The 14,127-nt window shown below is 69.6% G+C and carries 6 protein-coding genes and 6 pseudogenes; 6 read left to right on the top strand and 6 right to left on the bottom strand.

From position 1 onward, the window contains the following. Positions 1-112 precede the first annotated feature (112 nt). Positions 113-480 (bottom strand): annotated as a pseudogene (locus CES90_RS51005) (integrase catalytic domain-containing protein); the annotation flags it as partial. A 176-nt stretch (positions 481-656) separates the two neighbouring features. On the opposite strand from CES90_RS51005, the gene CES90_RS48080 reads away from it, so the two are divergent. Continuing rightward, positions 657-1,055 (top strand): hypothetical protein, encoded by a 399-nt coding sequence (locus CES90_RS48080; protein ID WP_208921743.1) that lies wholly within the window; start codon positions 657-659, stop codon positions 1,053-1,055. A 174-nt stretch (positions 1,056-1,229) separates the two neighbouring features. On the opposite strand, the pseudogene CES90_RS48085 reads toward CES90_RS48080, so the two are convergent. Beyond that, a pseudogene (locus CES90_RS48085) lies at positions 1,230-2,704 on the bottom strand (NF041680 family putative transposase). Positions 2,705-2,813: 109 nt separating this feature from the next. On the opposite strand from CES90_RS48085, the pseudogene CES90_RS48090 reads away from it, so the two are divergent. Continuing rightward, positions 2,814-3,587: pseudogene (locus CES90_RS48090) on the top strand (DNA polymerase III subunit alpha); the annotation flags it as partial. A gap of 986 nt (positions 3,588-4,573) precedes the next feature. On the opposite strand, the gene CES90_RS48095 reads toward CES90_RS48090, so the two are convergent. The 3 genes and pseudogenes from CES90_RS48095 to CES90_RS48105 all read right to left on the bottom strand — a co-directional run bounded on the left by CES90_RS48095 (position 4,574) and on the right by CES90_RS48105 (position 6,676). Continuing rightward, entirely contained in the window at positions 4,574-4,903 is a 330-nt protein-coding gene (locus CES90_RS48095) for a hypothetical protein (protein ID WP_208921745.1), read from the bottom strand. Positions 4,904-5,005: 102 nt separating this feature from the next. Further along, a pseudogene (locus CES90_RS48100) lies at positions 5,006-5,908 on the bottom strand (IS701 family transposase); the annotation flags it as partial. Positions 5,909-5,938: 30 nt separating this feature from the next. Further along, entirely contained in the window at positions 5,939-6,676 is a 738-nt protein-coding gene (locus CES90_RS48105; protein ID WP_189788753.1) for an FAD/NAD(P)-binding protein, read from the bottom strand. 300 nt (positions 6,677-6,976) lie between these two features. Between CES90_RS48105 and xylA the strand changes: the two genes are divergently transcribed. From xylA to CES90_RS51525, 4 genes and pseudogenes are all read left to right on the top strand, one after another. Further along, positions 6,977-8,125, top strand: a complete 1,149-nt coding sequence (gene xylA / locus CES90_RS48110; RefSeq protein ID WP_189788752.1) for a xylose isomerase — start codon at positions 6,977-6,979, stop codon at positions 8,123-8,125. A 33-nt stretch (positions 8,126-8,158) separates the two neighbouring features. Further along, the gene (locus tag CES90_RS48115; RefSeq protein WP_189788751.1) at positions 8,159-9,652 is read left to right on the top strand and encodes an MFS transporter; all 1,494 of its coding nucleotides are present in this window, start codon (positions 8,159-8,161) and stop codon (positions 9,650-9,652) included. A 444-nt stretch (positions 9,653-10,096) separates the two neighbouring features. Further along, a pseudogene (locus CES90_RS51520) lies at positions 10,097-10,642 on the top strand (glycoside hydrolase family 3 N-terminal domain-containing protein); the annotation flags it as partial. A 91-nt stretch (positions 10,643-10,733) separates the two neighbouring features. Beyond that, complete coding sequence (locus CES90_RS51525; RefSeq protein ID WP_269801989.1) at positions 10,734-12,380, top strand: glycoside hydrolase family 3 C-terminal domain-containing protein; 1,647 nt, start codon at positions 10,734-10,736, stop codon at positions 12,378-12,380. A gap of 59 nt (positions 12,381-12,439) precedes the next feature. Here CES90_RS51525 and CES90_RS48125 read toward each other — a convergent pair. Continuing rightward, positions 12,440-13,507, bottom strand: a pseudogene (locus CES90_RS48125) (GDSL-type esterase/lipase family protein); the annotation flags it as partial. Positions 13,508-14,127: the final 620 nt, after the last annotated feature.

The raw sequence follows: 14,127 nt of genomic DNA on the forward strand, positions 1-14,127 counted from the left end.
GGGGGAGGCTGACAGCCTCCCCCGGCACCGGCCGACACACCCGGCCCGCCGGGGCCACACGAAGGAAACCCACAGCCAGGTGACGTACATCGTCAAGATAGCGGCCGCGTGGCACCACCTGCGTATCCAGGAGATCGAACGCGGCAGTCACCGTCCGGGACAAGAAGTCCTTGCCGCGGTCCACCCGCACCTTCTCCGGCAGACCACCGAACGGGCCGTAAGGCTCCTCGCGCAGGACCGCGGAACGCAGCGCGGCCAGCACCGACTCCCGCGACGGATCTCCCGGCGTGATCGCGACGCCAGTGATCGCGTTCGTAACACAGTCGGTGAACCAGGTGATCCACGGCCTGCAGGACTTGCCATCGACATCGACCAGCACCGGAGCCTGGACGTGATCGGTCTCCCACACCTGGTTGCGCCAGCCCCGCAGCCGGGCCAGGAACACATCATGTTGGCCGCCCGCTCCCCACCCGCAAGCCCCTGGAACCAGTCCCGCCACCCGTGAGGATGCGGCCGATCAGGGCGGCATACCGTGATGAGCAGCGCTATGAGCTGCATAAATACGGTATTTGCTCCATACGGTGAGCTTGCGCGTCAACGCCAGGATCACAAGCTGGGCCTGACAACCACCCTCCTCCTGAAACGGAGCCCTCTAGGTGAGACGCGCACGCGTAAGAGGCCGACTGGCCGCTGCGACCGTCGGCGCCGCGCTGGCTGCGGGAACCGTCCTGCTTAGCGCCCCAACGGCCCACGCCCAACCCACCCCGCCACGCCCGGTCGTCTTCTACCCGCCAGGCCCGGTCGTCTTCGTCCCGCCCAACCCGATCCTGCCCAACTACCTGGACGACCTGCCCTTCTACCCGCCGGACCCGATCCTGCCCAACTACCTGGACGACCTGCCCTTCTACCCGCCGGGCCCGATCCTGCCCAACTACCTGGACGACCTGCCCTTCTGGCCGCCGGACCCGATCCAGCCGCCAGGCGATGGCGGCGGTGACGGTGACGGTGACGGCGGCAGTGATGCCGGCGGCGACGGCGACATCGTGCTGAACTGACCAGCCCCGGGGTGGCCATCGCGGGAAATCGCGGTGCCACCCCGCCGGGTCCTCAGGCATCTTGGCAGGGGCAGGCGGCGCTCCCCGGCGTTATAGCCCAGGCGGTCCCACAACTCATCCGTTCCGTGCCAACGTGCACTCGTCGGGATTGAAAACACGTGCTGACCTTGAGTTTTATCCAGTTCGTCGGGGTTTGGTGCCGACCTTGTGGTGGGTGGGTCGCTGGTAGGGCTGGCCTGTAGCGAGGACTCTGCCCACGTCATAGCGGGCGGCGGGGTGCCGGTTCTTCGATCCTGATGGGCGGCCGGGTCCGGGGCGTGTGGGTTTTGGTGCCCTGGCTGGTGAAGCGGTCTCGGGGCGGAGGTTTCTGAACCCCCGTCGGACGCGGGCCGGGGTGAGCCGTTCGGGCGGGATCGGTTTCTCCCAGGGGTACCGCAAGTCTTGTGCGAGGGGGCGGGCGAGCCGGAGCTGGGTGTGCGCGGCAACCACGAGCCACGTCCAGCGGTCCGCGGCCTCGGGGGTGCGGATCTTGGGACAGGTCCAGCCCAGGGTCTGCTTCCAGAAGCGGAAGGTGTGCTCGACATCGAATCTTCTCAGGAAGGTCTGCCAGCAGCGGTCGACGTCAGCCGCGGTGGCGCCGGTCTTGGACCACCACAGCCAGACCGGCTTCGGATCACCGCCCGAGGACAGGTGCTCGACCTAAGGCGGACCACCGTGCCCTCGATGACGGGCAGTTCCGTCGTGTGGTCGAGCCAGGCCGCCCGTCGGGTCAGCCTCGGGTGGAGCCGGTCCCAGGCCCTGGCAGTCGCCTTCCCGTAGCGGCGGGTGTCGGTGACCGTGGCCGCATGCTCGTCGCCCCAGGTGTCGGGCTTGCCGAAAACGAACTCGCCTCCGTGCTTGGGCGGACGTCCACCATCGGGATGCTCCCGGTGGAACTCCTCGCGGGAAGGTGCCGGCCGGCGCATCACCCGGTCTGAGCGAGTCCGTCCCAGGATCTCGATGGGCAGGTCAGCCAGCAGGTGAGCAAGGCGCGGGGCGTCGTAGCCGGCGTCGACCACGATCATGATGTCCGGATCGCCCGTCTGCCACTGCCCTGCCGCGACGAGGCGGTCGACGACCTCCCGGATCTGCGCGGTGGTGACCGCGGCGACATCCGCACCGGGCTCCAGCCGGATCGCATCCAGGACCGCCGTCCACGACGTCCGGCCGGTCTCCAGGGCAGCCACGATCGAATAGGGCCAGCCGGGGATCACGAGGTGCTTGTTGTCGCTGTATCCGTAGGCGTGGCAACAGCACCGGTCAGGGGCGGTATCCGCGTCCGGCCGCAGCCACGGTGACACGTCAACGGCCAGGACCAGGCGGCCGTCGGCCGCCTTCGGCAGCGGGACGCAGACCAGGGCCCGTCGCAGCCGGTCCACGTCGAGGCGCCCATGGTTCAGTCCCGCGTACACAGCTCCGTGCCCACGCCGATGTTCCGGCGCGAGTGCCAGACCGGCCAGCGTCTTCACCGGGCCGTCCGCACACAGCAACGCGTCGGTGAGCTCGAACATTGCGTCCCTCCGGGCCGTCATGGACGCGTACAACTCCGTCCGGAAGTGTGACAGCACCCCGAACGGCTCCCGCTGGACATCGTGATGCAGCAGACTCACTCCTACGGCCTTCGGTTGATCCCTTGCCTCTGTGACGGAGCACAGGATCAGACGAAGGCCGCCCCGCTGTACGGCAGTTATCACCATGAGTGATCAAGTTCGAGGAACGATTCGACCCGCGAGGATAAGACTCAAGCCGACGGACAACTCACCCCCCGGCCAGCACCGGCTGGCCGACGTGCTCGACGCCGCCCGGCTGCTGCGGCCCGTCGACCGCCGGCATCTGGACGGCGGCGAGCGGTGGCTGAAGGGCCCGGCCGTCATGTCCGCGGTCGCCGAGCGGATCGCCCAGGCCGTCGGCGGCGACCCCGCCCGCGCCGTACGCCTGCTGGCCGAGACGGAGGCCACCGGCCAGTCCTGCATCCTCACCCCCGCCGACCTCGGCCTGGGCAGACCGCACTTTCCCGAGCCGTCCGTCGTGGGCGCGGGCCCGGAGCCCGGCTCGGGGATGCGGCTGCTGAGGCAGCGGTGCGAGGCCGGGATGATCGCCCGCGGCCTGGACCGCGACGAACGCGCCGTACGACAGCTCGACTACGAGCTGGACGTCATCGGTCCGCTCGCCGGATTCGAGGCGTACTTCCTCGCCGTGGCTGAGGTGGTCGCCGATACCCGGGCGCTGGGAATCCGGGTCGCCGCGCGCGGATCCGGCGCGGGCAGCATGGTCAACCACTCCTTGTTCATCGCCACAGCCAATCCCATCGAGCATCACTTGCTGTTCGAACGCTTCGTCAATGAGCGCCGCGCGTCGCTTCCTGACATCAACCTCGACGTGGAGTCCGAGCGGCGGCTGGAGGTGTACGACGCGATCATCGAGCGGTTCGGGAAGGAGCGGACGGCGGTCACCGGCATGCCCGAGACCTATCGTGCCCGGCACGCCCTGCGCTTCCCTGTCAAGTTCAGCGTGTTGAGGACCAAGCGCCGAACTTGCCGTTCTGATCCTCCTGCAGGAAGACAGCCAACCCGACCGACGGCTAAACGAGTCGGTGATGCGAGGGCGGCGGGCGCACTACGTCCGTGCCGAAGCGCCCGCAGAGTCGTTCTGCCGCAACCTCAGCCGTACGCCTTGTGGAGCAGTAGGCGCACGGTGAGGGCCGTCGTCCCCGTCTCCGTACAGGCCGTCCGGCCTCTCCAGCGCGGTGTTGCCGGAGGCGGGGCTGGCGAAATGCCATAGCAGGCAGCAGATCGGCATGCGTCGTGGCCGTTGTGACATGGAGCAGGTGACGCGGGGGAGCGAGGCTTTGAGCAGCCGCACCGTGAAGGCGGCGGACTGTGAAGGAGCGATCTCATGGGCCGATACGATCTCGCCCTCATCGGATTCGGCGGCGTCAATCGCGCGCTTGCATCGATGGTGTCCACAGCGGACCGTCTCCTTCGCGAATCGGTCGAGGTTGCAAACACCGCGGCAAGCGGGACTGCCGCAGCCCATGGGGAGGCGAGGCCACGACAACCGCCCGGACCCCCTGCTATTGCGCGAGGGAGGAGCCTCCGGCTCGACCGGGTGCAGGAGGCGAGGCCGTGGCGGTGGGCCTTCAGCGGGCCGCCGCTCCGGTCGAAGCGGACCAGACTGGTCGCGGAGGTTCTTGCGCTGTGCCTTTCGCGGTGGCCGTCCTGACGCTGGCCACCGCGACGGACGGTGCGGCAACACCGAGTGAGCCGCGAGTCCACTCCAATCGGCGCTGGTGACGGCCGCTTCGTTCTTCAGCCACCGGTCGATGTCCGTGTCGAAGCCCTTGTCGTAGTGGTTGGGCGGATCGGCGAGTGCGTTGCGCTCGTCCTCCGTGAGCTTGGGTGGGCCACCGGGGAGGACGGGTTCAACGGGAAGGCCCGCTCACTGGGATGGGGACGGTTCGGTGGGGGGCCTGAGGCCCGTCAGTCGTGGGGGGTGGCGATGGCGGCGAGGTGTGTGCCGGGGCGCACGGTCAGCCCGTTCATGTTGTAGATGATCGTTCCGGTTGAGACGGCGGCGACCTTGTGTTCGGCGCCGTCGACCGGGTCGATGATGCAGCCGATGGTCTGCCCCTCGGTCACTTCGTCCCCGGTGACCGCATCCGGGTACCAGAGGCCTGCGGCCGGAGACTCGACGTCGCCTGTCCAGATCCAGTCGCGTGGCTGCACGGTCGGCTGCTTGATGTGCTCTGACGCCTCGATGGCACCGAGGTGGTGCAGGAGACGGTACAGGGCGTCGAGCAGCCTGCGCACGGTGGCGGGGTCGCGGTCGCCAGCCGGTCCACTTCCCCCAACCTCACCCCGGGAAGCTGCCCACAATCAGCCGAGATCACTCAACGTAACGAAGCACTACTAGGAGATCTCCTCGGGCCTGCTCACACTGCGGCGGGCGAGAACCCAGTGCCGGCGGTCTTCGCGGTGCCAGGGCCGCACCTCGACGCGGGCCCAGTCGTAGACCCGCCGGCCATGGGCCCCTTCGCCGCAGGAACGGCGCTTCCACTTCTGCCGTGGCAGACCCGGGAACAGATCATGGACGGGATGGTCGAGTGCCCAGCGGGTGACGACGGTGTCGTGCCGGGTGGTGGCCATGACATGGAAGACGTCTGCCTGCTCGAGTTCGTATCGCCAGCACTTGCTGAAGCCGTAGGCGGCATCTGCCGTCACCCACCGAAACGGGATCCGGTCCGCGATCGCCCGATGGACCATCGCCTTGGCCATGGCCACCTTCGTCTCGAAGGCGACGCCGTCGTCGATGCCGGCCCGGCGGCAGCGTTCCCGGTCGTCCGTCCATGACGTGGGCAGATACAAACGACGGTCGGTCAATGTTCGTCCGCGGCCGGTCGCGTAGGCGAGGAACACACCGATCTGGCAGTTCTCGGTGCGGCCCGCGGTGCCGGAATACTGCCGCTGCACCCCGGCCGAGCGGGTGCCCTTCTTCAGAAAGCCGGTGTCGTCGACGATGAGGACCGCGTCCTGATCACCGAGGTTGTCGACCACGTAGCGGCGTACGTCGTCGAGGACCTCGTCAGCGTCCCATTCGATCCGGTTCAGCATCCGCTGGATGCGGTCCGGCCCGCCGTGGCTGGCCTCCTCTGCCAGTGTCCAGCCGTTCTTGCGCTGCAGCGGAGCGATCAGCCCCCGCATATAGGCCAGCGCCGACTCCCGCGGCTCGGACCGGCTGAACCGGTGCACGAAACGTCCGTGCACAGCATCGAGTTCACTCGCCCACACACGCACATCAGCAAGATCCCCACCCATAACAACGCCAACGACGAACCTGGCCAGCGGTCACGATAGACACCGTTGCAGTACTAAGCCGGGCGGTAAATAGGTCAGGCCGTGCCGGGCCGCGAAGGAGGCGGCGTCGGCCTCCTCGCCGCGCGGCCGGGCGTCCAGGTGGCCGAGGGCCAGGACCACCGCGTCGGCGTCGAGCCGGCTCCCGTGCTCCAGGCGGACGCGCTGGAGGCCGTCCGGTCCCGCGGTGAGCGCAACAGCGCGGCCCGTGCGCGTGGTGACGCGCACCCCGGGCGGGGCCTGGCGCGCCACCTCGCGGAGGAACCAGGACAGGTAGGCGCCCTGGAGGCGTCTGGTCGCGAAGGAGTCCGGGGTGGTCTCACGCAGGTCGCCCTCGAGGCGGGGGTCCACGGGCGGGAGCAGCCCGGCGGCCGTCTCCCGCGCCCAGGCGGCGAGCGACGGGCCGGGGCGGGCGGGGCCCTCGCAACGCACGGCCTTGCCGGGGAAAAGGGTGACGTCCCTGGCGAAGGAGTTCATGCGCATCAGCGGCGACTGTTCCTCCCGCCAGACCCGTCCGGGGCCGGGGGGACAGGGGTCCACCAGGACGTCCTCGATCGACCGGCCCGGGGCCAGGAATGGGGCGTTGGCCGTCAGTCGCTCGGCCACGCCCACGCCCACCAGGCCGGCGCCGATGACCGCGATCTTCGCTTCCGTCGTGGCGTGGGGGGTGGCGGCTGGCCGGTGCGGACCGTGCGCAGGGGACGCCGAGTAGGCCGAAGACATGGCAGTCATTAATCCATGTCCTTTCCTAATTCGCTATGGAGGTGGAAGTGATGTCGCCGGGCGCGTGTGGGTCTCCGGACCGCCGGGAAGGACTCGCTTGCCCTCAGCCCGCGCGCAGGTGACTGGTCAGGGCTCTGATTGATCATCAATTTCCGTCGCTGGAGCTCGACTTCTTCGCAGATCGGCAGAGTTCCGCCGTGCCGCGCGCTACGGGAACGCCGGACGCCGCTGTGCGCAAGGACTTGGCAAGCGGCTCAGACACTGCTTAGGTTTGGTCCACTTCGTTGACGAAATGATCAGGAGCTAGCCTTGACCAGTTTGCAGCCCACCCCCGAGGACAAGTTCGCCTTCGGCCTGTGGACCGTCGGCTGGCGCGAGCGGGACCCGTTCGGGGACGCCACCCGCGCGCCCCTGGACCCGGTCCGCACGGTGCACAAGCTGGCCGAACTCGGCGCCTGGGGCGTGACCTTCCACGACGACGACCTGCTCGCCGTCGAGTCGAACCGAGACGCGGCGATCGCGGCGTTCCGCAAGGCGCTGGACGAGACCGGCCTGGTGGTGCCCACGGCCACGACCGACCTGTTCAAGGACCCGGTCTTCAAGGACGGCGCCTTCACCTCCAACGACCGTGACGTGCGCCGTCACGCGATGCGCAAGGTGATGCGCAACATCGACCTGGCGGCTGAACTCGGCGCCCAGACCTACGTGTTCTGGGGCGGCCGGGAGGGCGCGGAGAGCGACGCGGCCAAGGACGTGCGGGTGGCGCTCGACCGTTTCCGCGAGGCCATCGACTTCCTCGCCGGGTACGTCAAAGAAAAGGACTACGGGCTGCGCTTCGCGCTGGAGCCCAAGCCGAACGAGCCGCGCGGCGACATCCTGCTCCCGACCATCGGCCACGCCCTCGGCTTCATCTCCACCCTGGAGCACGCCGACATGGTGGGCCTCAACCCGGAGGTCGGGCATGAGCAGATGGCGGGGCTCAACTTCGTCCACGGCATCGCGCAGGCGCTGTGGCAGGGCAAGCTCTTCCACATCGACCTCAACGGCCAGCACGGCTCGCGCTACGACCAGGACCTGGTGTTCGGTCACGGCGACACGAAGAGCGCGTTCTTCCTCGTCGACCTGCTGGAGAGCAGCGGCTGGGACGGCCCGCGCCATTTCGACTACAAGCCCGGGCGCACCGAGGACGCCGAGGACGTATGGGTCTCCGCCGAGGCGAACATGCGCACCTACCTGATCCTCAAGGAGCGCGCCGCGGCCTTCCGCACCGACCCCGAGGTCCAGGAGGCCATGCGCGCCTGCCGGATCGACGAGCTCGCGGTGCCCAGCATCGCGGAGGGCGAGAGCTACGACTCGCTGCGCGAGGAGGAGATCGACCTCGACGCCGCCCGCGCCCGCGGCTACCACTACTCCCGCCTCAACCAGCTCGCGCTCGAGCACATGCTCGGCAAGCGCTGACATAACGAGGCTCCCGGGTCCGGAAGGGATGTCATGAGTGGGACGGCAGAAGCGTCCGGAGTCTCCCTCCGCGACGACCGGCCGGGGGCCTCGCAGGTGCCCAAGGGCGCCTGGTTTGTACTCTTCACCTTGCTCGCCGCGTCGATGATGGACATGCTCGACGCGACGGCGATGGGCGTCGCAGCGCCGGCGATCAAGCTCGATCTCGGCGCGTCCGACGCGCAGTTCCAGTGGATCAACATCGGTTATCTGCTGTCGTTCTCGGTGCTGCTGCTGGCCGGCGGCCGCCTCGGCGACATCGTCGGCCGCCGCCGGGTGTTCCTGATCGGGCTGGCCGGGTTCACGGTGACGTCGGTGGCGTGCGCGGCCGCCCAGAGTCCGGCGGAGCTGATCGTCGCGCGGCTGCTCCAGGGCTGCGCGGCGGCGATGATGATCCCCCAGTGCGTCAGCATGATTCGTGAGAGCTTCGGCCAGGAGCACAGTGCGAAGGCGTTCGGGATCTTCTCGCCCTTCATCAGCCTGTCCTCCGCGCTCGGCCCGATCCTCGGCGGCGCGCTGATCGACTACGCGTCGTGGCGCTGGGTGTTCCTCATCAACCCGCCGGTCTGCGTGGTCGTGTTCTTCTTCTCGCTTCGGGTGCTGCCCGCGGTGCCGCCCCGGGGCGACAGGCCCAGGCTCGACGTCGTCGGCATGATCCTGTGCTCCCTCGCTGTCGGGCTGTTCGTCTACCCGATCATCCAGGGGCGTGAGTACGACTGGGCCTGGTGGACCTTCGCGATGATGATCGCCGCAGCGGGGGTGCTGGCGGTGTTCGCGCTCCACGCCCGCTCCCGGCGCAGGAGGTCGCTCGACGCGTTCGTCGAGATCTCCCTTTTCCGCAAGCGCTCCTTCTCCGGCGGCACGCTGACCGTCTTCCTGTTCTTCGGCGCCTGTTCGGGAGCGTTCATCGTCAACCCGCTGCTGCTGCAGCTCTACATCGGGTGGTCGCCGCTGCACGTCGGTCTGACCGGCTCCTGGTGGTCCCTGGGCACCATGTCCGCGATGGTGGCCGGGCCCCTCCTCGCGCGGCGGCTGCGACCGCGCCAGGTACTGCAGGCCGGTGTGCTGACGCAGGCGGTGGGCATGGTCCTCGCCGCGCTGACCGTCGCCCTGAATACCAGGGACACCACCCACCCCGGTCCCCACGGCCCGCTCCTGGACACAGGCCTCACCAGCTTCAACCTGGCGCCGGCGCTGATCGTCTCCGGCATCGGCACCGGTCTGTTCTTCGTGCCCTTCCTGGCCCTTGTCCTCGCGGCCGTCGACAACCGCGAACTCGGCCTGGCCAACGGGGCGATCAACTCCCTCCAGCAACTGGGCGGCGCGGTGGCGACAGCCGTCTTCTCGACCGTGATCTTCAACCAGGTCGGGGACGGGACGTCGCCGTACACCGCCGGCACGCTCGCCTACGGGCTCTGCGCCTGCCTGCTGGTGGTCACCTGGGCGGCCTCCTTCACCCTCGGGAAGACCACCGACCCCCACGACTGACGCCAACCCCGGAAAGGTACCGACGATGCCGATGCCCCCCGCGGTCAACTTATGGACCGTCCGCGACGAGCTGGCCGCGGCGGCCCCCGGGACCCTGCGCATCGTCGAACTCCAGACCTGCGTCGGGGACGTCTTCGACACGCTCGCGGAGAGCGCCGTGACCTCGGCCCGGACACCGCGACACGCCCGCACGGCGGGACACACCCCGACCCGCTCGCGGACACGGCCGACGCCGGCGTCCCGGCCCGACACTCCGCCGCCCCGGCGTCCGCTCGCCCGGTCCCCGGCGTTCCGCCGGCCCACACCACAGCCGCGCAGGCGAAAGGACGGACAAGACCCATGCCCGAACCGCTCCAGGACGCCGCAGCACAGCCCCTGGCCGATCAGCGCTGGCGGAATCCCTCGCTGCCCGTGAGTGATCGGGTAGCCGATCTGCTGAGCCGGATGACCATCGAGGAGAAGGTCGGGCAGCTCGGCGCGTACTGGGTGGCGCCGGTGCGCCCCGGGGAGCCGGTGCTCGCGGTGCCGGAGGGGGCCACCGACCCGCTGCCGCCGCAGCTCGGTGAGGCGGCGGCCGTCGGCCTGGGACAGCTCACCCGGGTCTACGGCACCGAGCCCGTCCTCCCTGCGCAGGGGCTGGAGCGGCTGCGCCTGCTGCAGAACACCGTGATCGAGGCGAACCGGTTCCGCATCCCCGCGCTGGTGCATGAGGAGTGCCTCACGGGCCTCCTCTCGTGGACCGCCACCGTCTTCCCCACCCCCCTCGCCTGGGGCGCCACGTTCGACCCCGAACTGGTGGAGGAGATGGCCACGGCCATCGGCGGCGTGCTGCGCTGTATCGGCGCCCAGGTGGGCCTGGCGCCCGTCCTCGACGTCACGCGGGACTACCGCTTCGGCCGCACCGAGGAGACGATCGGGGACGACCCCTATCTCGTCGGCATCATCGGCTCCGCCTACGTCCGCGGGCTGGAGAGCACCGGGACAGTGGCCACGCTCAAGCACTTCGCCGGGTACTCGGCGGCCGCCACCGCCGGACGGAACATGGCGCCCGTCACCTGCGGGCCCCGCGAAGTTCGCCGACGTGATCCTGGAGCCGTTCGTCGCCGGTGTACGGCTGGGCGGGAGCCGGTCCGTGATGGTCGCCCAGAACAACGTCGACGGCGTCCCGGCCAGCGCGGACCGGCATCTGCTCACCGATCTGCTCCGCGGCGAGATGGGCTTCACCGGCGTCGTCCAGGCCGACTACTTCGGCATCTGGAACCTCAAGCACGAGCACGGCGTGGCCGCCGGACGCGGGGACGCCGCCGCGCTGGCTCTGGAGGCCGGCGTCGACATGGAACTGCCCACCATCCACTGCTACGGCCCGCCGCTGATCGAGATGGTGCGCGAGGGACGGGTCGCCGAGGAGCTGGTGGACCGGGCGGCGTCCCGGGTACTCGCGCTCAAGTGCGAACTCGGCATGCTGGACGAGGCATGGAAGGACGAGTTCGATGCCCTCGCTGCCCTGGAGCCCGGCGGCCTCGACCCGCCCGAGCACCGGGCTCTCGCCCGCCGGCTCGCCGAGGAGTCCGTGGTGCTGCCGGCCAACGACGGCGTCCTCCCGCTGCGCGAGCGTCGCTCCGTCGCCCTGGTCGGACCGCTGGTTGAGCAGCCGGAGGCCATGCTCGGCTGTTACGCCTTCGCCAACCACAACTCCCTGGACTTCCTCGACGAGATGTCGGCGCGCGCGGGCATGGAATCGGGAGTGCGGATCCAGACCCTCGGCGACGCCCTGGCCGAGGAACTGCCGGACGCGAAGATCCAGGTGACGGCAGCCGGCGACCTCAAGGTCACCCGCGACGAGGACATCGCCGCCGTCGTGGCCGTGGTGCGCGACGCGGACGCGTGCGTGCTGACGCTCGGCGACCGCGCGGGCCTCTTCGGCATCGACGGGCGCACCTCTGGCGAGGGCTGCGACGCCGAGACCGTGGCCCTGCCCGGCCGGCAGGCCGAACTCGCGAAGGTGGTGCTGGACACCGGGACACCCACCGTCCTGCTGATAATCTCCGGCCGCCCCTACACCTTGGAGGGCCTGGCCGAGCGGGCGGCGGCCGTCGTGCAAGCGTTCTTCCCCGGCGAGGAGGGGGCGGGCGCCATCGCCGGCATCTTGTCCGGCCGGGTGGAGCCGTCCGGACGGCTGCCGGTCAGCATCCCCCGCCACGCGGGCGGCCACGAGGGGACCTACCTGCACGCGAGGACCGCCGGCCCCACCATGATGAGCGCCCTCGACTCCACGCCGCTGTATCCGTTCGGGCACGGGCTCACCTGGACCACCTTCGCGTACTCCGGCCTCGACATGGACTCCGAGGTGATCGCGACCGACGGCATCGTGCAGATCGGCGTCACCGTACGCAACGACGGTGAACGGGCCGGCACCGAGGTGGTCCAGCTCTACCTGTCCGACCCGGTCGCCTCGGCGGTGCGTCCCGTCCGCTGGCTCGCCGGATGGGCCAGAGTGCGGCTGGACGCGGGCCGGTCGGCCCGCGTCGAGTTCGCTGTCCACGCCGACCGGGTCTCCTTCACCGGGAAGGACCTCCGGCGCATCGTGGAGTCCGGGGAGATCGGTGTGGAGGTCGGCCGGTCCTGCGCCGACCTGCCGCTGCGCGGTTCGTACCGGATCGAGAGCCCGGAGCGGGTTCTCGGAATGGACCGGGTGCTCACCGTGCCGGTGACCGTACGGCCGCTGTAGGCGGACGCCGCGGCACAGGCGGAGGCACACAGGAACAAGCCCAGGCCACGGTCGGCGGCCGACCGGAACCGCAGGGTGCCGTCGGTGTAGAGCGACCAGAGCTGGTTGGCGCCGCCGCTGCAGCTCCAGATCTGGGCGGCGGTCCCGTCGGCCGTGCTGGCGCCGTTGACGTCCATGCACTTGACGGCGATGCCCGACTGCACGGGGGCGGGGGCGGGTGCGGGGTTCCTCAGCCACCCGGCGCTGTCCGCGGTCTGGACGCCGCGGTGGAAGGCGTCGGCCATCTTCTGGTAGCCCGAGTCGTTGGGATGCAGGGTGTCGTCCAGGTCGGCCGTGGTCAGGCTGCTCATGTCGACGAACGCGACGCGCTTGCCCGCGGCCTGTGCCTCGCTCACGATCCGGGGGATGGCCTGGTTGTACGCGGCCCGGTACTGCTCCTCCGAGCCGCTGGTGGACACAACGAGGGAGGCCACGAGGACGGTCGCGTCGGGGGCGGCGGCGGTGATCTGGTTGACCAGCGACTTCAGCCGGTCGGTGGCCGTGGAGACCTGATAGGACTCGTTGAGGTCGTTGGTTCCGATCATCAGCGTCACGACGTTGGGCCGGTAGCGGGTCAGCGGAGGTTCTGCGAGTGCGGCGATCTGGTGGATCTTGTATCCGGGGTGGCCTTGGTTGTCGGGGTCGGACATCGAACCGCCCCGCACCGTGCCCACGAAGTCCAGCGGATGGCCGTCCGCCGCGAGCCTGTTCCACAACGGCCCCCGGTAGCCGTTGCCCGTGCTGCTTCCCACACCCCACGTGATCGAGTCACCCAACGGCATGACCCGCAAAGGCGTGTCGGAGGCGGCGGAGGCAGGCGTCACGCCTGTCGCTGTCACCCCGAGCGCGGCGGCGACAAGCGAGATCAGCGGACGAAGCCAAGGCTTTCTCATGCAGGCGTCCTCTGCGAGTGAGTGATGAAACATCGGGGCTGATCGCCGTTCGTGGGTCAGTAACTCGGCCGTCGTGCCCTGTTGTTGGCGTCGGCGGCCGCCTGACGCACTGGCAGAACGGCGTGGATGGGCGGCTCGGCCCGAACGGGCCTCACAAGCGCATCCGTATAGATACCACGATCTTGGCTGGAACATCCCATGAATGCCCAGAAATCGAGGATCGGGGGCACGTGGGCGAGTTCTGCCCTGTTTCGCACCAAGGACGCTGCTCCTGCGATTTGTTCGCCGCCCTCTCCCTCGCTGATCGGCCCGCGAACATCCTATGTCTGGTTGTACGGGCCGCCGCCATCGCGCAGTGCCGGCTGCGTCGCAGGCACCGGCGCACCCTGGTCGACGGCTTTGGCTGGTACGGGATCTCGGTGCACGGGACGGGAAGGTCGCCGTACGTGGTCATCGTCAGGCTGAGCACTCCGCCCGCCGCGGGCCAGGGCGCGGGCGGCCACGGCGTCGAGCGCGGGAGGCCGCCAGACGCACGAGCTCGCTATATGTGACTCAACAGCCTGTGACGACTTGCGGTTAAGGCCTTAATCACTCAATCTAACCCAGCGAGGGCGGCCGGGACGGCCGCCGGGTGAGGAAAGATCAGATGCCAGATGCCTTCGACGGCACCTCTGAAGGGCCCGTGGGTAGCCCGCCGCTCCGACGGACGTTCCTGGCCGCGGCCGCTGCCGGCCCCCTCTTAGTGGCCTGTGTCGGCACGGCCGCCCGGGCCGCGACCGGCCACCCCCGGTGCTGATGGCCACTGCCGTGTTGAA

Source organism: Streptomyces capitiformicae (assembly GCF_002214185.1).
GTDB lineage: Bacteria > Actinomycetota > Actinomycetes > Streptomycetales > Streptomycetaceae > Streptomyces > Streptomyces capitiformicae.

Coding starts and splice junctions, on each gene's coding strand:
- CES90_RS48105 (WP_189788753.1), bottom strand. CDS start 6,676: ATGACTGCCATGTCTTCGGCCTACTCGGCGTCCCCTGCGCACGGTCCG.
- CES90_RS48115 (WP_189788751.1), top strand. CDS start 8,159: ATGAGTGGGACGGCAGAAGCGTCCGGAGTCTCCCTCCGCGACGACCGG.